The organism is Pedobacter chitinilyticus (genome assembly GCF_003313385.1).
In the GTDB taxonomy this organism is placed as follows: Bacteria; Bacteroidota; Bacteroidia; order Sphingobacteriales; family Sphingobacteriaceae; genus Pedobacter; species Pedobacter chitinilyticus.
In genome coordinates, this window is sequence record NZ_QMHN01000002.1 from 552931 (window position 1) to 578979 (window position 26049).

Genomic DNA, 26049 nt, shown 5'->3' on the forward strand with positions numbered 1-26049 from the left:
ATTACTTTACACCATCCAAAATGCCTTGGTAGGCGGCTTTTCTTTTGTAGTTATCATCAAAAGGCAATGGCCAATCGGGTCTGCTGTATTCGCCCCTGATCCAAGTATCTGCATCACCAACGTTCCAAGTGGTAATCCCAAACTGTTGGTTTTTAGGGATGGCATTATAGGTACGTACAATGTATTCGTATTTTGCTTTTTGTTGCTCAGCCAAGCCTGCACTATAGGTTAAATCTTGAATGTTGTCTGGATTCATGGCAATATCCAATTCGGCAATATGAACTTTCAATCCTGTAGCTGCTGCAGTATTAATAGCCGCTGCAATATTGGCATTTGATTGGGTGTAACGGGTGTGCATTTGCATTCCGATACCATGAATGGGGATCCCTTTTTGCTGCATGCCCGCAATTAAGTTAAGGATGGCCGTACGTTTGGTTGGTCCAAATTCATGGCCATAATCGTTGTAAAACAACAAGGCATCTGGATCTGCTTGGTGCGCATAAATAAAGCTTTTATCGATATACTCAGGTCCAAGTTTCTGCAACCAGATACAATCCCTCAAGGTTCCATTTTCCGCTACGGCTTCGTTCACCACATCCCATGACGTTACTTTACCTTTGTAGCGTGTAACTACGGTTTGGATGTGATCTTTCAATAATTTATCCCAAGCGGCTGCATCTCCTTGGTAGTTCAGCACCCAGTTTGGTGGGTTTTTATACCAGATCAAAGTGTGACCGTGAACTCGCTTACCATTTTGTTGTGCGAAATCAACCAAGTAATCTGCCTCTGTCCAGGTGTAGGTATTTTCTGAAGGGTGCAACTGAGAAAATTTCATGGCATTTTCTGCCGTAAGGCTGTTAAATTCCTTAATCACCACGTCACGATAAGCCGCTTTTGATCTTAGTAAGCCGTTGTTTACCGCCGCACCAAACTTAAAAGGCAAAGCTTTTTGTAAGGTTACGCTCTCATCAATAGGAATGGTTAGTTCTGGAGATGGAAATACAGGATCTTCCTGTCCTTTTAAGCAACCTCCGAAAATCAGTCCGAGTGCCAATAATAATAAGCTATGCATTTTCATTTTATTTAGTATTGAGATTTGAATATTGAGTATGGAGAACTAGACTAACCTGGTTCCTCAACTCCTCTATTTAAATTTTGCTTGTGTTTGATCATAAAAATCTTTAAGCACCCAAAATGCTTTCTTTTTCTTGCCAGTTTCAGAGATCAAACCTTTCCTGTTCCAAAAATCCTGGAAGAAAGGATGCTGTCTGCGAGGTGAGCGGAAGTCCGTTAAAATCCACGGCGTCATGCCACGCAAACCGCTCATGGTATTCATGAAAGGAATTTGGTACTTGTATAATGATTCTTGGAATTCTTCTGTCCAACGGGTGTCTTCATCACCGTGATATCCAGCCAAGGCATCTCCGCCCACTTCGGTAATAATCACGGGTTTGTTGTACTTAATTTTGAACTTGTATTTAGGTAATTCCTTTGGCAATTCCCAATACCAACCACCATACTGGTTGAAACTTACTAAGTCTAGTTTTTCTCCTAGTGGATCATCCACAATTACATCGTAACCTTTACGGTGTACCTCTAACGCAGCACCTACCAAACGAGTGTTGTCCAGCTCACGTACTTTGTCGGCCAGTTTGCTCATGAACTTAAAGCGTGGTTCGCTCAATGGTGTTTCGTTACCTATCGACCAAATGATTACCGCAGCTCTGTTTTTGTCACGTTCAATTAAATCGGTTAGTTGTTGTTGTGCATTGTTATAAGTACCCTGATTTTCCCAAGAAATAGTCCAATACACGGGTACTTCAGCCCAAACCAATAATCCCATTTCGTCAGCCAAACGGTTCATTTCTTCATTATGTGGGTAGTGGGCCAACCTTACATAATTACAGTTCAACTCTTTTGCCCACTGTAACATCATACGCATATCGCCTTGCCCACGCAATCTACCTTGCACCAATGGGTTCTCGTCGTGTAAAGAAATACCTCTTAAAAAGATTGATTTTCCATTTAGCAAGATATCTTGTCCACGAGTTTCGATGGTTCTGAAACCAATTTTTTCTTCTACTTTATCTTCTGTTGAGCTGATCAGTACTTGATAAAGCTTTGGATTTTCAGGGCTCCACAAGTTTAATTTCTTTACGGGTATGCTCACTTTGGCTACACCATCGGCATCCGTTTTTACGGTCGTTTTTAATCCAGCTTCTGGAATATTCACTTCTACCGATTGTCCTGCAGAGTTTTCACTCAACTTCACATAACCTTCAATTTGCTTTGCATTTGACCGACCTAATTGGATTTTATAATCTTGGATGTAATTGCCAGACAGCTCTGCCAAAAGCACATCACGGGTAATGCCTCCATAGTTCCACCAGTCTGTGTTTACGGTAGGAATTTCGTCTTGCTTACGGGTGTTATCTACTTTTACCACCACAAAGTTTTCGCCCTGTTTCAGTTGATTAGTTACCTCAAATTGAAATGGCGTAAAACCGCCTTTGTGTATGCCTAGCTTTTTGCCGTTTAGATACACATGTGCTTCGTAATTTACTGCTCCAAAGTATAGGATGTATTTTTTTCCTGCTACGGGATTAGCTTGAAACTTGTTTCTTAGCCAAATCGTTCCTTCGTAAAGCTCCAGTTTCTCTACTTGCGAGTTCCAATCACCAGGTATTTTTAGGGTTGGAGACAAGTCAAAATTGTACTCGATCAATTCCGATTTGTTAACTTGTTTTCGATCATCATAAAAACCGCCCTTTCCTGACTTTGATTGGTCAAATGGCTCGTGTCTGTAATCATAATAACCCATTTCGTAAGGGTCGATGATGTAGTTCCATCTGCCATTTAAGCTCAAATGTTTACGGCCAAAAATATTTTGTACCAACTGGGCATCGGCCGATAAAAATGTAACGGAAAGTAATAGGAGTAATAAGTATTGTGTACGCTTAATCATAATTAAATTTTAATAGCCAGTGTTTTGGATCAGTGCTGGTTGACGGTTAATGGTATTTTGTGAAAACGGATATAAGTAATTTTTTTCTTGGAAATAACGCTTCTCTACTTCAAAGCGAGTGTAGGTGGTTACGCCAGCACCGTCAATAGTGATACGCATGCCAGTAACGGGTTTATTTAAGAAGGTTTCGCCAAGTTTCCATCTTCTTACATCGTAAAAACGGTGTCCTTCAAAGCAAAGTTCAACACGTCTTTCATTTTGGATACGCTCTCGAATGGCTTCTTTGGTTGGTGCTACATAGCCATTACCTGTTGGATTAGTGGTTTGCAAGGCTGGCATGGCTACCCCTGTACGAGCTCGTACTAAGTTTACATGCTTCAATACTTCGGTCATGGCTGCTATCCCTTGTGCTTCGTTAAGCGCTTCAGCATAATTTAACAAGATCTCGGCGTAACGCATCACTACCCAAGGTCTACGGGCCAAGGTGTTCGACTGTTGGTTCCAGGTAGCAGATTCACTTAGGAACTTGCGCATGTAGTAGCCTGTTTTGGTGGCATTAATGTTTCGGTTCAAACCATCGGCACCGCCTACATAAGTTTGTACCGCTTTACTTTTAAATACCCTGCCATTATAATTAACGGTTAAAGCCAAACGTGGGTCTCTGTTCACGTAGGGATTATTTGCATTATACAAAGTATTGGTAGGATCGCTCACCAATTTACCGTTGGTGGTTTCAAAAGCATCAATCATTTCTTGTGTTGGATTGGTGCGTCCTGTAGCGCCATCGTAACTAATGGGAGCCTGCTGCTGCTCAATATCGTTACGGTTTTGTGCTCGGGTAGCAAACAGTACTTCGTTGTTATACGGATCAGCACCAAAATTGAATACGTTGGTGTAATTGGTACGTAAGCTGTGCAGATTCAGGTCGATGATGACCTTTGCCGCATCAGCCGCTTGCTGCCAAGTCACGCCACTTTGTGTAGCAAACAATGGGCTCGCTGCATACAGCAACAACCTTGATTTTAAACCCATGGCTGCTGTTTTGGTGGCGCGACCATAATCGCCCGTACGCCAAGGGTATGGGTTAGCGGTAGTTGCAGTTTCTCTGGTAAACAAGGGTAATTTGGTGGCGATGGCCTTATCACAATCGGCAATGATCTGATCTAAACATTCTTTATAAGTGTTTTTTGGCAAGTTCAAATTTTCCTCTCTGCTAAAAACTCTTGTAGCCAAAGTAATGGCACCATAACGCTTCATCAACTCAAAATGAAATAGCGCCCTTAAGAAATACGCCTGTCCCTCCAACCTACTTTTGTCGTCTTGTACACTTAAACCATCTGTTGGAATAATTTCGCTTTTAGGCAAGTTTTCTAAAAACAGATTTACCTTTCTTAAGCCCTCATAAAGGTTGCTATATTCATCATCAACGGTGCGTAATGGTCCCCAGGTGCCATTGTTAAAAATACTTAAGTTGGCATTTACGCCAGAGTTTACCGCTTCATCGGTACCTGAGGCCAACATTCCGCCTCCTCCATCAATACTAAATCCTTCTGGAATATTGAAATAAGCACTGTTTAGCACGCCTCTGGCATAGGCATCGTTGCCCCAAACTTGGTCGCCAGTAATAGATCCATCGGTAATGCTTCCGTCCTGTAGGTAATCTTTTTTACAGGCAAAGAAACTCATGGCCAGCACAGCGATCATCAAAGCTTTTGAAAATAAGCTTCTGTATTTTTTAAATGATATGAAAGGTGTATAGTTCATGAGCATGTGGTTAAAATTTTAGGTTTAGGCCTAAGGCGAAAGTCGCCAAGGCTGGGTAAGATGAATTGTAACCTGCATCAGGCATTTCGGGATCTATCGGGAATCCATTGAGGTTATCGAACGTAAGCAAATTAAACCCTGTCACGTAAAACCTGCATTGCGAAATCTTCAGTTTTTTAAGTGCATTGGCGGATAGCGAATAGCCTAGTTCCACATGCTTTAATCGGATAAAATCGCCACTGCGTAACCAAAAATCAGAGTTTTGGGTATTGTTTATACGATCATTGATGGTTAAACGTGGATAAAGTGCTTCTTGGGCAGTAGCTTGCGTCCATCGGTAAGCACTAAATTGATTGATGTAGCCTGTGTTTGAAGTGCCTGCGTTCACCAAAGTGTTGATTTGGATGGTTCTACCTGCTACACCGTGAAACAAGAAGTTCATATCAAAGTTTTTGTACTTCACTGAGCCTCCGAAACCAAAATATGAGGTTGGAATATCGGAGTAATTGGTGCTCACAAAATCTAAATTATCGATCACTCCATCACCATTGATGTCCTTGTAACGAATATCCCCAGGCTTTACATTTCCTGAAAAACGTTGTACAGGTGCTGCTACAATCTCTTCTTCCGATTGGAATAAACCTTGCGAAATCAAAAATCTTCTGACGGTACCAGTACCATTTACCACGCCACCAATTGGATAACCTACTTGTCGTTGGTAGGCAGGAATGCCGGCTTCTTCATTTAGTTTTAAAATCTTGCTTTTGGCATAAGTATAGTTCCCGTGTACACCAAAAGTAAATTGGTTAATGGTTTTGTTGTAATTCAAATTGGCTTCTACTCCTTTGTATTGCGCTTCGCCTGCATTAATGTTTACCAATGGTTGCCCAATAATAGATGGCGCTAAATCTGCTGTCAGCAAGTTTTTGCGGTGTTCCTTAAATACATCCACGCTTAAGCTTAACGATTGTTTGAGGAACTGTGCGTCAAAACCTACACTTGATTTAATGGCTTTTTCCCAAGTAAGGTTAGGGTTAGCTAAATCTAACTGATCGGTGTTGGCCACGGCACTGTAGCCTGTTCCAAAAAAGTACTGGGAACCACCTCTGGTAAAGTAGTCGTTAAAAGCAAAACGACGAGAAGCACCAATGGCCTCATTGCCTACAATACCGTATGAACCACGTAGTTTAAAATAGTCGATGATTTTATTGCCTTTCAGGAAATTTTCTTCTGATACAATCCAGCCTGCAGCAATGGCGGGGAACCAACCAAAGCGTTTGCCAGGCATAAAGTTCTGCGAACCTGAATAGGTGGCAATGGCATCTGCAAAATAACGTTGTTTGTAACCGTAAGATAAACGGTTAGAGATTCCTTCCTTTTTATCATCTAAACGGGTAGCCGAAGCCGAAACGGCTCTTTGAAAACGAGTAGAGAACTTAAAGCTGTGGTTACCAAAATTATTATCATAATCAAAACCACCCCAAAATTCGTTGTTCCGTAAATTGGCGCTAAAGGTACTCGAAGCATAATTTAGCGGGGTTTCGGTACCATATCCTTGATAACTATTGCCACCTTGCCACTCATAAACAATGTGGCTTTGGGTGAAGCCGTAGGTATATAAGCCTGTCATGTCGTACGTGTAAGCCACATTAAAGGATAGACCAGGTAATATGGCATCTAGTTTTTGGCGTGCGGTCATGGTGGCCAACAAGGTGCGGTAAACATCGGTGATGTTACCTCTGGCCTGTAACATGCCTAATGGGTTGGTGCGAAATAAGGAACTTCCACCATAAGAACCATTTGGATTAAGCAATGGAAAGGCATTGGCTGGTGTATTAAAAATAGCCGTTAAAAATGCCGAATTACCATCACGTGGGTAACGTAAATTAGAGACACGTCCGCCAACATCTAAAGTCACATCCAAATTTTTATTGAGGTGTAAATCTAAATTGGTACGGAAATTATATCTCCTGAAATTGGTGTTTGAATTAAAATTAGGGGTTTCTCCACCTTTGTATAAACCATCCTGATCGTAAAAGCTCACGGTGGTGAAGTATCTTGCAAAGGCATTCCCTCCACTTACTGTAGCCACATAGCGTTGTACCGGCGAAGCTTTTTTAAGAAACTCTGACGGATAATCAACATCTGGATACAAATATTGGTCAGACTTGGTGTAATAACCAATTAAGCTTTGTTGGTTGTATTGTGGTGCTTGTCCATCGTTCTGACGGGCTTCATTGTACAAATAGGCATAAGCATAGGCATTTAATGGGTTGATGAGATAAGTAGGTACCTGTACACCTCCTTGGGCATCAAAAGTTACTTTGGTTGCACTGGCACTGCCTCTTTTAGTAGTTACGTAAATAACTCCATTGGCGCCGTACATCCCATACCAAGAAAGGGAAGCTGCATCTTTCAATACACTGATGCTTTCGATCTCATTCAAGTCCATATCTACAAAATCACGTGCCACCCCATCTACCAATACCAATGGCGATTGTCCACTGTTATAAGACGACCTACCTCTGATGAGAAAACTAGCATCGTCGGTACCTGGGCGGTTGCCTGTCTGCTGAATGTGCAAGCCCGATAAGCGGCCTGTTAATACGTTATTTAAAGTAGAAAGTGGTATTTGTGGCAACTCCTGATTGTTCACCGTAGTAATGGTTGCCGTTACTTCGCGTTTTTTTCTTATTCCAAAAGGGATGTATACGTTATCGTCATCGCCTGCTTCTATTTGAGATTTTTGGAGTTTAATAGGTTTGGTTTCTGATACTTCATAAGCAGGTATGAAAGCCGTGTTGTAACCGTTCATTTTAAAAACGATACGGTCATTAGAGCTGGCTTCTATCGAAAATTTACCTTCGGCATCACTGGTTACCCCGCTTGTTTTTTCTTGCACTATAACGGCCACCCCTGCGATAGGCGCACCAGCTTGGTCTACTACTTTACCTTTTACAGCAATCTGTTCAGTTTGCCCCCAAGCGTAAGGCATAGCGGCAATGCTCAACAGGGAAAGTAAAAGATATTTGGTTAAAAACTTCATCATATTTTCTGTCGTAAACGGATTATATTTTTCAATTCTCTGCATTACCATCCCAGATTTTGCTTTAAAATTCCATTGCTTTTAAACACTTCTCTTCTTGGAATTGGATATAAATACATGTGGTCATCAAATTTCTTTTGGTAAATGTTGGGTAGCGTAATCACGTTGTAAGTAAAACTACCATTGGCGTTACGTACGATATCCATTCCCTTTTGTGGTTGGTTCAACACTTCCTTTGCCTTTTTCCAGCGAATCAAATCGTACCATCTGAAATCTTCAAAGGCCAACTCCACAGCCCTTTCCCTCACAATGGCATCTCTTAACTGTGCTTGGGTTAAAGTAAGGGCCAAGTTTGGCATGCCTACCCTACTACGCACTTCGTTTACGTATTTACGAGCTTCTTCTTTGTTGGTGGCATTGTCACCACTTTCGTTAATGGCTTCGGCGTAGTTAAGCAGTACCTCTGCATATCTGAAGAATACGAAGTTGAACAATGCTCTTTGAGTGGCGTTTCTTACGTACACTTCGGGCCACATTTTACGGCAGTAATAACGGGTAGCCGAGTAAATAATATTGTTAGGACGAAAATCGGCGCCATAGGTGTAGGTGTTGCTAGCAGCATTGTACTGCGACCACATGCCCATGTTTCGGCCTTGCCATGATACATTGTTGTACAAAATATTGGCATAAAAACGTGGGTCGCGGTTTTCGAAAGGCTTTTGCGCATCATATCCTGAACCAGCAGTAGTAATAGGTGCACTACTCACAATGGCGCCAGTGCCATCCGTTTTAACGGCTTCGTACATATCCACGTGATTTTGAGTAGGATTCATAGAACCTTGGGCGCCACCTGATCCTGGCGACATCACAAAATCTAATAAGAAACCATCAATCACACGTGGTGGACGTATTTTGATCATGATGTATTCTGGCGAGGTAGACATATTCATGATGTCGTTGTAGGTAGCTTGCAGCGAGTATTTGTTCATGTCAATTACTGCTTTGGCTGCCGCAGCGGCATTGGCCCATTTGGTTAAATCGTTAGTAGGGTTGTTTAATGGGCTGGCGGCGTACAACAATACCCTTGCTCTTAACGCCATTGCAGCACCTCTGGTAGCTCTGCCATAATTAGAAGCGTTGTAATCATCTGGCAAAGCATCTACCTGTACCGCTTTATCAAGATCGGTCATGATCAGGTCTACACATTCTTGATAGCTATTACGAGGGATATCGATGTTATCAAAAATGCTGGCTGGCTTATCATAAATAGGCACGCCACCAAAGCGTTTAATGAGTTCGAAATACAGAAATGCTCTGATGAAATACATTTCTCCAGTAATTCTTTGTGGCGTTTTGGCTTGTATTTGGGAATCGGTCCAAGGAATGCTATTCATTTTGGAAAGCATTACGTTGGCTATTCTAATGCCTGCGTACGATCGGTCCCAAATATCACCAATGTCATTTAACTGTGCCCCGCCACGTTCATAGTGATCGTGGAACAAACCTTGGTTTAAGGTACGTACCGAAACATCGGTGTTGCCCGAAACTGCTTCATCTGAAGCTTGAGCGGTAGTACCACGATGTGCATTAAACCTTGCATAGTCATCTATTAAATGGTTATAGGCGTTATCTGCATAGGCAATGGCCAAGGCTGGGTCTTTGAATACTTTTTCTTCATCTAAATCTGCCGAAGGTGTGCGATCTAGAAAATCCTTTTTACATGAGCTAAATACAAGAGCAACAAAAAGGAAAATAAAGGTATATATGTTTCTCATGTTCATGTTATAATTGAATGTTTACACCTAGGTTGTATATCCTTGAAGTGGGATAGATAGATTGTTTTGAAAAATCAGCGTTACTGGTATTGATGTTCTCAGGATCTAGGTACATCTTGAAACGAGTCCAAGTCGCCAAGTTTTGTCCTGTTAAAAAGATCCTCAACGATTGTATTTTGAGCGGTTGCAACCATTTAGCTGGCAAGGTGTACGAAATTTCGGCATTACGTAATTTGATGTAGGAAGCATCCTGCAAAATGAAATCGTTCAGCTGATAACTGATAAAAGTATTTCCTCGAGAGTGCAAGGCTGGCCAAGTAGCGGTTGCGGCCGTTTGTGGTGTCCAGCGATTCAACATAAACTCATACATCTGTTGTCCGTTATTCTGCTCTGTTAAAATTACATCGGAGCTTACATTGGTAACGCCTTGAAACATCAAGGAAATTGAAAATCCTTTATAAGAAACACGTGGGGAAATACTGAAAATATATTCGGGCACTCTCGAATAACCAATGGCCGTACGGTCGTCACTATTGATTCGTCCATCGCCATTAATATCTACATATTTTAAATCGCCAGGAATTGGTTTGCCCAGTTCATTGGGTACATAACTATCAATATCTTGTTGCGAAGTATAAAAACCGTTGGTGACATAGCCAAAGAACTGCCCCACTCTTTTGCCTTCTTGTTTTTGATAAGATGGTGCACCAATAGGTTCATCCCTGCTATTGATCTTATTGCGAGCGAAAGAAACCTGTGCATTTATGCCATAAATCAAATCGCCTTTTTGCTTGTTAAAATCTAGCTCTACTTCATAACCTTTATTATACACCTCACCTACGTTAAGTGCTGGATAACCTTGTCCCAAACTGGTCAAGCCTGAGTTTCTAGAAGTAAGAATATCCTTACGGGTTTCGTCAAACAAATCGATATTTATAGATAAGGAGTTTTTGAAGAACTTGCTTTCTACCCCAATATTTCTTTTCAAACCTGTTTCCCAAGTAATTTCTGGGTTACCAATGCTGCTGTTGGGCAAATAAACTACTGGATAAGTTACCACACTGGTTGGATCGCCAAAGTGTACTGGCATTCCTGGACGGCTGTAAGCAGGGGTTGACGCCGTAAAGCCTGCTGCATTGCGCAAGTAACTGGTAATATAAAGGAAACGTTGTCCAATTTCGTCGCTACCTACCAAACCGTAGCTTCCACGGATTTTTAAATAGTTGATCCACTTTGCGCCTTTCATGAATTCCTCGTTGCTAAGGGTCCAGCCTGCCGAAACTGCGGGGAAGAAACCATACTTTAAGCCTACTGGAAAGTTTTCCGAACCGTTGTAAGCCGCATTAAACTCTGCGAAGTATTTATCTGAATAGTTGTAGGTAACACGGGTAACCACACCTTGCGAAGCCCTAGGCGGGGCGGTGGTCGCTGTAGATCCTTGTACATTGATCAACTGGCGGGTTCCCAAAATTAGGCCTGTAATATTGTGTTTGGCAAAACTTCTATTATAGTTAAAACCTGCCTGTAAATTAGTGTGTATGGTACCACCGTTTTCACTCACTAAACCACTTAACGGTTCATCACGAGGTCTGTCACCTGCAATGGTTACTTCTTTCGTATCTCTGTCAATTACATAGGCTGCCCAACTGGCATTACGACGGGTAGTGTTTTCGAAATAAGAATCGTAACCTAAATTGGCTTTAAAGGATAGTCCTTTTACCAATTTGCCTAAGTTATAGTTGACATTGAAGGTACTTTGCACGTTGTTGAAATCATCATAACGAGTTCCCCAGCGGGTTAACACACCAAGTGGATTCCAGATGTTGGTACCCACACTTGGGTTTTGGGCCAAGCGTCCGTCAGGCAAAGTAACTGGATAAGCAAAAGCAGGTACCTGTAAAATACGGGAAATCATTGCCTCTACATTATCGTAAGAAAAAGAACCAGTACCAGAGCGTAAACCGCTGGGCTGGTAACGCTTTTGTAGACGACCACCCAACTTAATGCCTACTTCTAAATCTTCGGTAAGCTTGATGTCTAAGTTGGACCTAAAGTTATAACGATTGTAGTTAGGCACCGAATTGATTTGGTACGGAGAGTCGAATTCCTTGAAAATACCATCTTCGAAAAGATAACCCACGGAAGCAAAATACTTGATGATTTTGGTCCCGCCACTCACGTTGACATTGTGTTGGGTTTGCGGATAAGATTTTCGGGTAACGTAATCAAACCAATTAATATTTGGATAGCCAATAGGATCTGATCCATCTTTGAATTTTTGTAATGCGGCATCGCTCCAGGTCACGCTTTCAAAACCATCGTTTCTGTTGGCTTCATTAATTAAGTAGGCGTTGGTATACGCATCTAATGCTTTCGGAATACCTGTATAACTTTGGATACTGGCGTTACCACTGTAACTGATTTTTGGTTTACCTTCTTTACCTGATTTAGTGGTCACAATAATGACCCCGTTAGCTCCCCTAATTCCAAAGGTTGCGGTTGAAGAAGCATCTTTAAGAACATTAATTGTTTCTATTTCATTGGGATCAATATCACCAAAGTCTGGGCGCTCTATTCCATCAACCACTACTATAGCGCCCGAACCGTTATAGGTAGCCAAACCTCTGATATTGATAACCGAACTGTTAGAGCCTGGCTGCCCGCTACGTTGCACCGCACCTAAACCTGGGGTTCTACCTATTAAGCTATTGGTAACATTGGAGGTTGGCGATTGCAAGATTTCTTTACTACTAATGGTACTGATGGCTCCTGTTAAGGTCGATTTCTTTTGTGTACCATACCCCACTACCACCACTTCATTTAAATTGGTATTGTCTTCTTTTAAGGATACATTCTGCACATTATTGCCTGGTGCTACACTAATTTCCTGTGCTACAAAGCCAATAAAACTATAGACTAATATTACAGGTGTTGACGGTACAGAGATGGCATATTTACCATCACTATCACTCACAGCAGTGGTGCCACCTATCTTAAGTTTAATGGAAGCGCCAGGTATTGGTAAGCCCTGATTGTCTTTAACCACTCCTGTAACGGTTCGGTTTTGGGCATAAAGCATGCTACTAAATGTTGACAATAGCAGCAGCAACAATGTCTTTTTTAAGTGGCTGGCTATTGGGCGCATGGTACGCTTCGAATAAAAACTAAAACTTTTGTAAAGTAGTATCATTCAATTAGGTTAAATATTGGTTGATTTATAATATAGTAACCGCCGCAAATAGTTTGCAGTAGTGGCTATTCATTGGATTATAAGAAAGCTGTAATGGATTATCCTTTGTTGAATAAAGGAAAGGATCAGGTAGTTTACCCCGCATTTGGTTCAGTAGTGGTATCATCATACAATATTTGGTTATAGCAAAGATGTTTGAACGAAAGGAAATTGTAAGGGTAAAATCTTCCTTATTTAGGGGTAAATTTGGTTTTAATAATGGTTAATGATGATTTTTTAAGGATTAATTAACGAATGTGATGACGTGCTAATTTAATGATTTATAGAAGTACGGATAAGCTTGGGGATCCTTCGCTGCGCTCCGGATGACAAAGCAAGCAACCAGCGGGTAAGAACCATGATAAATGACCAATTATTACAATGGACTGATGAGCCGACAACTAATACTAATTCCTAGCTACTAATTCCTAACTACTAACTCCTAACCACTAGCTAAACTAACCACTAGTAACTAACTCCTAATCCCTAATTTCGCAGCTATATACTCCGACGGGGACATATCGTATTGCTTTTTAAATTCCTTACTAAAATATTTGCGATCATTAAAGCCTACGGCGAAGGCAATATCTGAAATGCTCATCTGATTTTTCTCCAATAAATAAGCGGCTTGTTTCAAGCGAACGGTCTTGATCAAATCAGCTACAGATAGGTTAGTGATGGCTTGTACCTTTTTATAGAGCACCGTTTTGCTCATGCCAATTGCCTGTGTTAAGGCGGTTACATCAAAGTCGGTATTGTCAAGGTTTTCTTCAATGATCTTCATCAACTTCACCAAAAATTTATCATCAGCAGTTTCAATTTGAACAGGTGCAGGGTTTAATAAAATATCCCTTACAAATTTTTGCCGAGTAGCTTCTTTTGTAGCTAGGATGTTCTTGATGTTCAGCGCCAAAATTTGGATACTGAAAGGCTTGGTAATGTAGGCGTCGGCACCTTTTTCGTAGCCGTTGATCTGATGAATATAGGCCGCACGAGCGGTGAGTAAAATAACTGGGATGTGATTTACCCGTTCATCTGTTTTGAGATGTCTACAAAATTCCAATCCATCCATTTCAGGCATCATTACATCGCTAATCACCAAATCGGGAAGTTGCGCTATGGCTTTTTCCAATCCTTCTACTCCATTAGCTGCTTCTAAAATGTGATATTGTTGTTGGAACGATTCTTTAATAAAGTTACGCAGCTCTAGGTTATCTTCAATTACCAACAAGGTATAAGCTTGCCCCCCTACCTCCAATGCTGGTGTAGCAATCACTTCGTTGGCTGCAGATTGCAAATAGTAGTGAACAGGATTGTCACTGTTCATATACTCTGGAATAATAGCTTGTTGATCTAAATGGGCATTACCTAATGGTAAAGTCACCGTAAATGTCGTTTTTCGGTTAGCCTCATCAGCGATATCGCTACTTACTTCGATAGTACCTTGGTGCAGTTCTACAATATTTTTAGAGAGAGCCAGTCCAATACCGTAACCACTATTAGAAACTTCTTCATTATATACTTGAAAGAATTTGGTAAATAACTGGCAGATATTCTTTTCAGAGATCCCCTTTCCGTTATCTATAACCTTTAACACTGCCTTTTCTCCACGTTGTTCTATAGCGACTATAATTTTCCCCTTTTCTGGGGTGAACTTAAAGGCATTAGAAAGCAAGTTAAATACCACCTTTTCCAAATGATCCTTATCAAAAAACACCTCTAACTTTTCTACGTTGCTTTCAAATTGATAAATGATTTGTTTATCCTGTGCCAAGCTTTGGAAAGAAAGGTAAATCTCCTCTACAAATTGCACCATATTACAAGCAGAAAAAGACAACTTCATGTGGCCACTTTCTGCCTTTCTAAAGTCCATCAGTTCAGTCACCAATCGCATTAGCCTGCTGGCGTTATGCTGCACCTGTGCCAACTGCTTGTGTAAGGTGACATTGAGTGTTGAACTGTTCAGCATTTTCTCCAACGGACCTAATATCAAGGTTAAAGGTGTTCTGATCTCGTGCGAAATATTAGTAAAGAAATCAATCTTCATCTGGTGCAGTTCCTCTTGTCGTTCTTTTTCCAAATGTTCGAGGTATAATTCCCTTTTAAGCTTTGCACGATTCTTTTGAAACTGATAAATAGTGGCTGCTATGTAATAAAGAATGGCACCATAAATTAAAAATGCCCACCAGGTTTGCCACCATGGCGGTAACACGGTAATGGCCAAGGTAATGGGTTCTGTATTCCACAAACCGTCGTTATTGGCTGCCATTACCTTAAAAGTATAATTTCCTGGACTTAAGTTGGTGTAATTGGCCTCACGTTGCGTGCCCGAGTAGTGCCAATCATCACCTCTAATGCCTTCCATTTTATAGGCATATTGGTTCTTTTCTGGATTGATAAAGTTTAATGCTGCAAATTTGATAGTGATATAACCTTCATCGTATTTAAGTTCAATATGATCAGAGAAAGTCACCGATTTTTTCAACGGCGAACCCGTCGAATCAACAAGCACAGGTTTATTCCTCACTAAAAAATCAGTAAAGGCTACTTGAGGTTTGATCTTATTTTTAATGAGTTGATTGGGGAAAAAAGATGTTAGGCCATTAATGCCGCCAAAAAGCAACTCACCGCTCTTTAACTTTAAACCTGCATTGGTTTGAAATTGGTTACTTGCCAGCCCATCGTCGGCATTGTAGTGCGTTACCTCTACGTTTTTAGCATTAAATGGAAGTTGAAAATTCTTAAAACGGAGTTGGTATAAACCATTATCTGTACTTAACCATATATTTCCCTGCTGATCTTCCACAATGGCATGCACCACTTCATCCGTAAGGTTTTCCTGCTCATTCAGTGCATAAAACTTTTGGGTATCGGGATTGTAATAGTTCAAACCGCCACCATCAGTACCTATCCATACCCTATTCTTCGAATCTTTAAAGAGCGTAATGATACTATTGTTGCTCAGTGTATTGGGTTGGTTTCGCTTTACAAACCGCTTAAAGCTATCCGTTTTTCTATCGTAGTAGTTAAGACCGTTTTGCGTTCCAATGTAAAGGTTGTTTTGGTTATCCTTAATTAAGGCGACCACAAAATTATCGCTAATACTTGCCTTGTCTTTTGGCGAGTGCACAAAGGTGCGATAGGAGCCATCAGATCGCAAGTAGCGCAGGCCACCACCGTTAGTACCTACCCAAACCCCTTCCTTCTCTGGAATGATGGAATTGATGAGGTTTTCGCTGAACTTCCCTTGGGTAACGGCAAATTTAAAAAAGCGGATCTTCTTAGTTTCCTTGTTAAAATGGCACAAACCGTCTAAAGTACCTACCCACAAATTACCGTATGCATCTTCGGCCAACGATTTTACTCCATTACGGGTTTGTTTCTGGTCATTTCTAATATCATAGTAGCGATAAGCGCCTGTATTTCTATTGAGGTAATTAATTCCTCCACCGTAAGTGCCAATCCAAAGGCCACCGTTTTTATCTTCGGAAATAGCGTTGACTACCAAATGAGATAAGCCCATCCTATCGCCAATACGCTCGCCAATATTTCCAAAGTTGGAATTGGAAGGATAATATACGTTTAAGCCCCCTGCAAAGGTGCCGATCCAAATGCCCGAAGCATTGTCGTGCATAAAACTCCAAATGGTGTTATCACTTAAGCTATTTGGATTCAGTGCACTATGCGTATGATTGCTAAAATGTTGTGTATTGGTATTGAATATGCTTAAACCATTGCGGGTGCCTATCCAAATCTGGCGTTGATCATATACATAAATATCCCTGATCCAGTTGGAAAGAATGCTTTTACCGTCACTTTCCTCGTGCTTAAAGCTACGCAGTTGGTCTGTTTTGGGCTCATATCTAAATAAACCCGAGGTTTCGGAACCAAACCATAAATTACCTGACTGATCTTGCTTAATGACAATGATCTTGGCAGCCATCAACTCTTTGGAACTGGCAATGCCTTTAGGCAGCGGAATTAATCTTTTTCTTTGAGGATCAAATACCTTAACCCCATTTTTTGAACCCACCCATATCCTTTTAGCATTATCCTGAAACATGATAAAGGTAACGGCACTGTATAAGCTGTTAATGGTGGTGTCCTTAAGACCTACTACTTCTTTCAACACCCATTTTTGTGTATCTACCAGCTTAATACCATCAAAAGTTGCTGCCCAAGCGTTACGATAACTATCTATTAAAATAGAAGAAATATAGTTCCTTCCGCCCTTTACATCCCTAATGTCTACCCTTTTAAACACTTCCGTTGCGGGATTGTAAATGTTCAATCCGTTAGAGGTCGCTATCCAAAGTTGCCCATCTTTATTTTCGACAATGGCATTAACTCTATTGTTGCTAATGCTTTTTGGTTGATGATTGTCGTGCTTAAATGTACGGAAAGTATAACCATCGTAACGGGTGAGGCCTTTCCAACTGCCTAGCCAAATAAAGCCCTTACTATCCTTTACAATCGTAGCAATAGGGCTCTGTGCCAATCCTTCTTTAAACGACAGGTGGTTAAATTTGATGGATTCTTGCTGCGCTTTTACGCTAGTAAGGGCACAAAACAACCATCCAAAAAGGGCAAATATGGTAACTCTAGATATCAACAGGAAAGTGGTTAGCTGTTGTAAAGATATTTATTCCTTTGATAATCACCCAATGTTTGGTTAATTCGACAACGCACTGGTTAGTTCATTTGATAATGTCGCCAAGAAGACCTACAGACTTACGACGTTTAACTGCATTTATATTTTATTTTTAAGGTGAAGCTAAAGGCTTCGCTGTTTAAAAACTTTGCAAGTCTTAAAACCACCCTAACACAAAAACCACGTAGGTTTTGAAAATCTACGAGGTTTGCTCCCGCATCATTCCTCTACTACCAAAACCCGCTTAGCAAACATTAATTTTAAAACACTGGAAATAAATTCATTATTCCTTAAAAAATTATGATACCTTACGTACAAATTCTTTGAAGGAATTTGTAAACCTAAAACAACTATTCAGCTAATGCATTTCTTTGAAAGAATTCTACAGCCGCCAACGTACGGTTGGAAGGATCATAATGGTCATTTGATTACACCTAGCCCTAAACAAATTTTCAAGGAGTTTTTTAGCAGACTAAACATTTTTAAGGATAAGAAAAATTGGTTGCCCCTTTTAAGCTGGATTAAAATTTTATGTTTAATTCCGTTCTTCTTTATCTTTATCATTTACTTTTTAGAATGGTGGACCATTTTAGCGGCCTTCATTTACAGCATGATCATCATGGGTACGCATGGCACCATTTGGCACCATCGTTATTGTACCCACGGTGCTTATACTTTCCGTAACAAATACTGGCGGTTCTTTACTCAAAACTTAACCATCAACGTTATTCCAGAGGAGATTTATGTGATTTCCCATCATGTTCATCATTCCCTTTCAGATAAGCCTGGAGATCCTTACAATGCGCAAGCAGGCTTTTTATATTGTTTCTTAGCCGATGTTAATCACCAACCAATTGCCAAAGACCTTAATGAAGCAGAATTTACCCGTGTTCAGCAATTGATGGAGCATACAGGAGTTACTTCAAATACTTATGCTCAATACCTTAAATGGGGGTCATATGTCAACCCTAAATCGGCCATTCTTTCGTGGATCTTAAACTGGGCTTTTTGGTACGCCGCATTTTATCTTATAGGCGGACATGCATTGGCTTGTACCCTATTTGGCGCTGCAGGTTTTTGGGGCATTGGTGTACGTACTTTCAATTATGAAGGACATGGTAAAGGCGACGACAAAAAGAAGGTTGGAACAGATTATAACCTGAAAGACAATTCTATTAACCAGCTATGGCCTGGTATTGTAGCGGGCGAGTGGCACAACAATCATCACTTATATCCTAAAAGTGCCAGGAGTGGCTTTAAACCCCATCAAATTGACTTGGCTTGGTATTACATCAAAGTAATGCATACTTTGGGTGCAGTGAAACAGTATAAGGATTTCAAGAAACAGTTCTATATCCAGCATTACTTACCAAGTAAAACTAAACCTGAACTGCTTCAACCTATTGAACAAACAGTCCAGTAACTGCTGAGCTATTTGCGAAAGGTTTTAACTAGCAGCAATAACTCTACTTTGTATTAGCAATTTGGTTGGCTATTTGTTGATTTACCCATATTTCAATAGGCACTAAAGCACATGCTTTGGGCAAAGGGACTCAAAAATTAAGTGGAAACCTTTCCGTTCTAGCGCTTTGCCTCGTCAACCATAGGTTGACGGCGTGCTGCCGTCAGCAGCAAGGTATCAACCTATGGTAAATGGGCTCCCGCCATAAGCAGCAAGGCGTCAACTTATGGTTGACAGGTCCAAGCTATCGGCAGGAAGCTTTCAACCTAGAAACCAAGAATGACGGATAGCCATAGAAGTGCGGAATTTAATATTAGCCTATTTGTAAACTTCCGAAACCTAGTAAAGCCACAAGAAAAGTTTATAGGCATCACGCACTTTTAAACAAAAATCGGCACAATTACAAAAATCGGCCCGCTATGGGTGTCAATAATTGACGAAACGATAAAAAAGATCAGTCCTACATCACGATAGTTTCCAGCTTATAATGCCTTTAGAAACTCCATGTACAATGGGACACTTTTCTCTACCCATGCTGCGGAAGTGTCAAACTCCATTCCGTAGTAGGCAAAAAAGGATCTGTAATCTGCCTTTACATATTCGAAGCTCAATTCAAAAGGTCTTAGCAGTTCTTCCATGGTATATTTATAGCGTTGTCCATGCTGGTAGTCTTGTTCATCTACCCCAACGGAAAGGGCTAGCGCAATTTTCTTGTTGGCCATTTTGTAACCGCTTTTGCTTCCGTACGCCCAACCATGAAGCACCACTACGTCCAACCATTTCTTCAATAATCCAGGGCAGCTGAACCAGTAAAACGGAAACTGAAACACCACTCTATCATGTTGTTCTATCAGCCTTTGCTCTGCCTGTACATCTATCTGCTCATCTGGATAAGCTTTGTGTAATTGATGTACCGTATATAAATCGGGGTATTTGTTCAATTCTTCTATCCATCTCTTGTTCACTACCGAAGTCTCAATATCAGGATGGGTAACAATCACTAATGTTTTCATCTTTTCTTTACCATTGTTTTACAAGGCAAAACTAAGGAGCTTAAGGTTATTTTGGTAGCTTAGCAACCCAATGTAGGGTACTATAAAAAATGTAAGTAATGTCGAAAATCAAAGAAAGTTCAACCAATTTCGCCAATAAACAGGCACTAATGGAAGAATGTTCGGAGGTATATGCCGCTAACATTATCGGTGGACAATGGGCATTGGTCATCTGCTCTTGGTTATTAAACGGCAAACTTAGATTTGGAGAGCTTAAGAAGCTTCTGCCGACCATTACCGAACGCATGCTTACTTTACAATTGCGTAAATTGGAGGAAAATAAGATCGTTAAACGTACGGTATATGCAGAAGTACCACCTCGTGTAGATTACGAACTCACCGAAATTGGCTATGACCTAGGTCCCGTAATTAAATTGCTTGAAAAATGGGGTGAGAAGCATAAGAGTTTGTAAAACCTGATTGTATTCAACTTAAAAATCTTAAATCTTAAATAAGGCATTCAAATATAAGTTAAACCTCACCAGGTTATTATTATGGCGAATCTTAGAAGGTAAAGGATTGACAAATTTTGTAGAAAACAGGAAGAGGGAAATAGAGCATTTCCCCGACCTGACCTAGCAAACAAACTATTAACCGGAATTTCTTAAACGCAACATGTACATATAAGAAAAAAAAGGCGCTACCCTATTGGCAGCGCAACGTCCATCGTATCCGATCTTTACAAATGTCCGTAATGAGAGCGTTAACTGAGAGCGTGTATGATTTTGAGCTTTTCCATATAAATATGCGATCATTGATGCTTTTATCCTAATAGATTATACTAAACCCCCAAAATATTATTCTAAACCTCCATTAGCCATGATCAACAAGCATGGGTCATTTTTCCAAACCATTACTCATTTATCAGGTTAGTTGATATAATCATGTTGGTATTTTTTATAGATTAGCGATGACCTAACACAAGTGCTGAGATTATGGAGATATGGAGTATAATTATTGATGACGAACCGCATGCAATTGCAGAACTGTCGGATATCGTAGCGCGAGTGCCTGGTATTTCGGTAAGTGGTGAATTTGATAATGTTTCGGAAGCTTTGGCCTTTGTGAAGGAAATAGGACACATAGATGTGATTTTTTGCGACATACAGATGCCTAAGTTAAATGGGTTAGCAGCAGCGGAGCTTTTAAAGGCCTATTGTGACCATCTGATTTATGTGACAGCCTATCGGGATTACGCCTTTGAAGCCTTTAATGTTCATGCCTCGGGCTACCTGCTTAAACCAGTAAGTACAGAGGCCGTGGTGAATACGATGTTGAAGGTGGTTCAGAAACGTAGCCGACATAGTGAACAACAGTCGGAAGAACTAGTATTCATTAAGGGTGGACACAAGAACAGTTTTAGTAAACTGGTACTGAGAGAGGTGTATGCAATAGAAGCAATGGCAAATTATGTAACCATTAGAAGTACCGATGGGGAGCATGTGACCTACATGAGCTTAAAATCGGTAGCTGAGCAATTAAGGAAATACGAAAACTTTTATCGGATATCCAAATCGGTAATGGTGAACATGGACCATGTGAAAACGGTTGACGGGCATATGATAAGATTGACGAACGATCAAGTTTATACTGTAGGAGAAACCCATAGGAGTGCGTTCCACGAATTTGTCCGGAAACGCACCCTTAGACCCTAGCTATGGCTATTTTCTACCACCTAAAAGTGTCGTAATAATATACGTGGTGGTGACAGTTGTAGAGGTGGCTGTTGTTGGATCAGTACTAAAGCTGTCGTTGGAAGTTTTTTTAAATGCGAACCTTGTTCTCATTTTGATTTTTCTGTTAGTTGAATTCATGGCTTTTTTTTGCCAAGAATATTTTGAAGCTAGCGCTTAAACATTTTTATTATAGCAAGTACTGCAAACATTATATGAACCCTCAATATCGTTTAAACGGAATCTTCAAAGTGCACCTCATCTGTTGGCTGGTATTCATAGCCTACGAGGTTTTGGTAGCTGGCATGATCAGTGGACAGTATGCCAATGTGGTGTATTACATCTCATTTTACGGGCTTAACATTTCACTTTTCTACCTGCATGCACATATCGTATTGCCAAAGTCCTTTGCCCAAGGCAAAAAGACGATTTGGCGTTTGCCTTTTCTTTTCGCCATAGAGATTACGGCCTATGTGGGCGTCACCGTTTTGTTAAGCTATGGTTTAGAAGTACTGCACTTACGCAAATCGCCGCTTCAGCTTGACAGCCGCTTTTTCATTACCACCATTTGGCGAAGCGGCCTATTCCTGATGTTCTCTTCTGGCTATTATTTTTTACGCACCTACCTTCAACGAGCAAAAGATGAAATGGCAAGAGCGTTGGCTATGGAGCAATTAAATGCCAAACTGATAAGAACAGAACGGGATTTTTTGAGAGCTCAGATCAATCCTCACTTACTATTTAACATGCTCAACTTTGTACGTTATGCCAGCAAGCGCAAGCCCGAACAAGTTGATGATGCCATTGTAGGACTATCAGAGCTAATGCATTTTGCAATGGAGAAAACGGCAAATGGTCTCATTCCCATTAAACAGGAATTGGCACAAATCGAGAATATCATCAAATTAAATCAGATGAGATTTGGAGGCAAGCTGTCTATCAGCTTCGAGGCCAAACTAGAAGATGAGGAAGCACAATTAATTCCCATCATTTTATTGACTTTGGTTGAAAATGTCTTCAAGCATGGTGATTTGATGGATGCCGCTGATCCCGCCAAAATTACTTTCCATGGTAACAACGATGGGTTTATCTTCACTACAAGTAATCTTAAAGGGGGCGGTAACGAATATCAACGAAGTACAGGAAATGGCTTGATCAATATACAATCTAGATTATATGACACTTATGGTGAAAACGCTCAATTAAAATATGGTACGCAGGGTAAATATTATTTGACTGAGCTAAATATCCGATTTATACCAAAAAGCTAATTCGACATGCTACGGTAAGGCTTAAAATAACTAAAGAACATCTTAAAGTTAGTTAGGGCTTCAATTCTTTAATGCCATTACGCAATTGAAACCAAATGGATATGTTTGTAAACTATCTACCTTAAAACCATGAAAGTTGAAGAGCAAAACCTGCAGGTATTGGGCCATGCAATCTGTCGCAGTCCTTTATTTCCTATAGAATCCGAGCTAGCTGATGTGTGGCCTGTACTTAAAAGGCTCATTAAAGATAGTGCGCCAGAATTTTACGCAGTCATTGCTAATTTAGATGCCGCTGACCTTCAAAACCAGTCAGAAAAAATTCGTTTTACTATTTGGAAGTACTTTAACCGCAGCCGCTACCGAGCTACTCCATTTGGTGAATTCGCAGCAATTTCAACCATACCTATACAAAAGCATATCGACGCTATCGTACTTCAACAGGGTATGGATATTTTATCTCTGCCAGATTGGAAAGCAATACAAAATATCAGCTATGATCACCGTTCTCTTGAAAAGGCCAACTATCGGACAAATCCGCTTTGTTACCGCTATGACAAGGAGCTTCACTACTTGTTCCGAAGCGAAAAACAGTTTGAACTAAATGCCATTGAGCGAAGAGAAGATATTGACCTGCTATACGGTTTTTGTAAGGAACTTCGCTCTTTTGAAGTAATTGCCGCAATGATGCAGGAACAACTGGGAATGAAGAAGAGAAATGTAATGGCACTAATAAAACAACTATTGGACCTTCAAGTGTTAGCATGTGACTTGCAAGCAAACATTACGGGACAAGATTACTTTGAACGAAGAAAAATCACACAAAATACAGAACAGCATTATACTATAGCTAGTCGAATTTGCCCGAAAGGTGGATTAAACCAAGAGCTCACTCAAGAATTAAAGGATTATGCAACTTTTTTAAGCCAGTGCCTACCAGTTCAAAGGAGCACTCAACAGGAACAGTTCAAAAACAGTTTTCTTCAACTATGGGAACAACGCAGCGTGCCTTTAAGCTTAGCACTCGATCCTATTCTTGGCATTGGCTACGGGCATGAAAACGAACTTTTGCAGACTACGCTCGTTGGAGAACTACAACAGCGTCCACCACTGAATCAAAATCAACAGCTCTTCTACGGAAAATTTGAACAGTTTGTATTGTCTCAAATGATTAAAGGAAAGCCCATACAGTTGGCTGATTTCAAACCTGCAGTTCAACACCTACCATTACCTAATACTAGCAGTATATTATTTCATATTTATGAAGGGCATCCAGTCATCCATCAGGCAGGTGGCGCCACAGCAACCGCTTTATTGGGGCGTTTCACTGTCATAAATGAACTCAGAGATTTTTCCCTACAATTAACAGCTATTGAACAAAACGCTAATGCTGGAGTTACATTTTTTGACATTGCCTATCAATTTGAAGGAAGAACCGACAATGTGAACCGTAGACAGCAACTTTATAACACTGAACTGGCCATAGGCAGTTGGTCTACCTTTGAAAAGCCCCTGCGCTTAGAAGATATTTGGGTAAGTGTGAGAAATAGTCAAATCTTACTTCATCATGCTGAAAGTGGCGCCAGATTGATGCCAAGATTAGCTTCAGCTTATAACCACAGACGATCTGATTTAGATCTTTTCCGCTTCCTTTGCGATCTGCAATATCAAGACATTCAATCCCGATTAAGTATTGACCTCCAGTCGATGTTTCCAAACTTGGAACACTATCCACGGGTATATTACAAAAATACAATCGCCTGTGCCGCAAAATGGAAATTACCGAAATTTCTAAATGTCAAGGATTTGCGGACATGGTTGAAAGTGCAACAAATAACGCAACCATTTACCGTAGGACAAAATGATCAAACTTTGATGATTGACCCTAAAATAACAGAGGATCTAAATTTCCTGCTATTGTACCAAGCACAACAAACTGAAGCTATTTATTTGACCGAAGCGTTGATCAGCACAAAGCAAATGGTAAAAAATGAAGATGGTAAGTATTTCCATGCAGAGTTTATCTTACCAATAGTACACCATCATCAAATTTACCTTCCTTATGCTACTAAGGAAACCCCGATCTTACGCAGAGACTTACGAATGCCAGGCGGAGAATGGTTTTATGTCGAGCTATACCTTCGCCCAGAGATCACGGATGAATTTTTAACAAATGAAATCCGAAATTTGATTAAACAGCACAAAACACTGATAAGCAGATGGTTTTTTATTCGGTATAACCAACCAGAACCACATATCCGACTACGACTAAAACTTAAAGATCCCCAACAGCTGCCATCTATCCTACTTTCGATACAAGAGTCAATCAACATCACTGTAAATTATGGGCATTTAAAAAGATTAGAAATTAAGGCATACGATAGGGAGATCATCAGGTATGGCGAAAAACAAATAGATTTGGTAGAACATTTCTTTTATTTGGACAGTACATGGGCATTGAAGCAGTTAAGTCTTCCCAACGACGATCTTTATGCTCAGATTTTAGCCTTTGTGCAAAAACTTTCAGAGGTAATATTTAATGACCTTACTGAACAGATTGCTTTCTACCGTAATTTATCGGAGCGTTTTGCTACTGAAATGAATTTTAGCAAACAGGATTTCAAAAAGATCAATCTAAGCTATCAAAATCAACAAATGAGCAAAAACACCAATGAAAAGTTGATCAGATATTTCGGAAAATTAATCGAGCACTATGAAATAGAAAGGAGAACAATATTGCTTGCCGATCTGATTCATATGCATATCAACCGAAGGTTCAGCGGTGCCCCACGAATGCATGAAGCTGTTATCTATCAATTTTTGTATAAGCTAAGTTTAGCCAAGCAATACCAAACAAAAAGCCCTTAAGTATGCCTGTGTATATGTCGCTTTATTTTTAGACAGCTTCTAATTGGATAAATGCCTGATTTAAACGTGCCACTTTCCCAACCTTCGAGACGCTTTTACCAGATTTGTTTTTAAATGAAAAAAAGCACCTGAAACAGATGCTTTTTCTAATGTGGAGGTCACAGGACTATTTCACGAAAGATTTCTGGGAGATTTAGAAAGGCTAGCGGCGTTAATAGATTATTAGTCAATCAAATTAATATCTCTCAGTGTTTATATAAAACGGTTCGACCTCTGTGAGGTTAAGCTGTATTAGC

The 26049-nt window shown here is 40.4% G+C and carries 14 protein-coding genes; 5 read left to right on the forward strand and 9 right to left on the reverse strand.

The annotated features are described in order from the left end of the window. Position 1: 1 nt before the first annotated feature. From DUT70_RS09205 to DUT70_RS09235, 7 genes are all read right to left on the reverse strand, one after another. Positions 2-1078 carry an endo-1,4-beta-xylanase gene (locus DUT70_RS09205; RefSeq protein ID WP_113647025.1) on the reverse strand — a complete coding sequence of 359 codons (1077 nt, stop codon included), beginning with the start codon at positions 1076-1078 and terminating at the stop codon, positions 2-4. A gap of 66 nt (positions 1079-1144) precedes the next feature. Further along, entirely contained in the window at positions 1145-2965 is a 1821-nt protein-coding gene (locus DUT70_RS09210; protein WP_113647026.1) for a glycoside hydrolase family 2 protein, read from the reverse strand. Between the two features lie 9 nt (positions 2966-2974). Further along, positions 2975-4729 (reverse strand): RagB/SusD family nutrient uptake outer membrane protein, encoded by a 1755-nt coding sequence (locus DUT70_RS09215; protein ID WP_113647027.1) that lies wholly within the window; start codon positions 4727-4729, stop codon positions 2975-2977. A gap of 10 nt (positions 4730-4739) precedes the next feature. After that, complete coding sequence (locus DUT70_RS09220; RefSeq protein WP_162926598.1) at positions 4740-7820, reverse strand: SusC/RagA family TonB-linked outer membrane protein; 3081 nt, start codon at positions 7818-7820, stop codon at positions 4740-4742. Then, on the reverse strand, positions 7820-9550 hold the full coding sequence (locus DUT70_RS09225; RefSeq protein ID WP_113647222.1) for a RagB/SusD family nutrient uptake outer membrane protein: 1731 nt from the start codon (positions 9548-9550) through the stop codon (positions 7820-7822). Before DUT70_RS09225 ends, DUT70_RS09220 begins: the two co-directional genes overlap by 1 nt. A 7-nt stretch (positions 9551-9557) precedes the next feature. Continuing rightward, positions 9558-12740: a SusC/RagA family TonB-linked outer membrane protein gene (locus tag DUT70_RS09230; RefSeq protein ID WP_113647029.1), complete on the reverse strand. Its 3183-nt coding sequence runs from the start codon at positions 12738-12740 to the stop codon at positions 9558-9560. Between the two features lie 511 nt (positions 12741-13251). After that, the gene (locus tag DUT70_RS09235; RefSeq protein WP_113647030.1) at positions 13252-17391 is read right to left on the reverse strand and encodes a hybrid sensor histidine kinase/response regulator transcription factor; all 4140 of its coding nucleotides are present in this window, start codon (positions 17389-17391) and stop codon (positions 13252-13254) included. A gap of 400 nt (positions 17392-17791) precedes the next feature. Between DUT70_RS09235 and DUT70_RS09240 the strand changes: the two genes are divergently transcribed. Further along, positions 17792-18853 carry a fatty acid desaturase gene (locus tag DUT70_RS09240; RefSeq protein WP_113647031.1) on the forward strand — a complete coding sequence of 354 codons (1062 nt, stop codon included), beginning with the start codon at positions 17792-17794 and terminating at the stop codon, positions 18851-18853. A 521-nt stretch (positions 18854-19374) separates the two neighbouring features. On the opposite strand, the gene DUT70_RS09245 is transcribed toward DUT70_RS09240, so the two are convergent. Beyond that, the gene (locus tag DUT70_RS09245) at positions 19375-19905 is read right to left on the reverse strand and encodes an NAD(P)H-dependent oxidoreductase (RefSeq protein WP_113647032.1); all 531 of its coding nucleotides are present in this window, start codon (positions 19903-19905) and stop codon (positions 19375-19377) included. Between the two features lie 98 nt (positions 19906-20003). Here DUT70_RS09245 and DUT70_RS09250 point away from each other — a divergent pair, with 98 nt between their 5' ends. After that, positions 20004-20357 (forward strand): winged helix-turn-helix transcriptional regulator, encoded by a 354-nt coding sequence (locus DUT70_RS09250; protein WP_113647033.1) that lies wholly within the window; start codon positions 20004-20006, stop codon positions 20355-20357. A gap of 522 nt (positions 20358-20879) precedes the next feature. After that, on the forward strand, positions 20880-21599 hold the full coding sequence (locus tag DUT70_RS09255; protein ID WP_113647034.1) for a LytR/AlgR family response regulator transcription factor: 720 nt from the start codon (positions 20880-20882) through the stop codon (positions 21597-21599). Positions 21600-21605: 6 nt separating this feature from the next. Here the strand turns inward: DUT70_RS09255 and DUT70_RS21475 are convergent, their stop codons facing one another. Next, positions 21606-21731 (reverse strand): hypothetical protein, encoded by a 126-nt coding sequence (locus DUT70_RS21475; RefSeq protein WP_262512178.1) that lies wholly within the window; start codon positions 21729-21731, stop codon positions 21606-21608. Positions 21732-21832: 101 nt separating this feature from the next. Between DUT70_RS21475 and DUT70_RS09260 the strand changes: the two genes are divergently transcribed. Both DUT70_RS09260 and DUT70_RS09265 read left to right on the forward strand, forming a co-directional pair. After that, a complete protein-coding gene (locus DUT70_RS09260) occupies positions 21833-22888 on the forward strand; it encodes a sensor histidine kinase (protein WP_113647035.1) in 1056 nt (351 codons plus the stop codon). A gap of 129 nt (positions 22889-23017) precedes the next feature. Next, positions 23018-25753 carry a lantibiotic dehydratase gene (locus DUT70_RS09265; protein WP_113647036.1) on the forward strand — a complete coding sequence of 912 codons (2736 nt, stop codon included), beginning with the start codon at positions 23018-23020 and terminating at the stop codon, positions 25751-25753. The last annotated feature ends 296 nt before the right edge of the window (positions 25754-26049 follow it).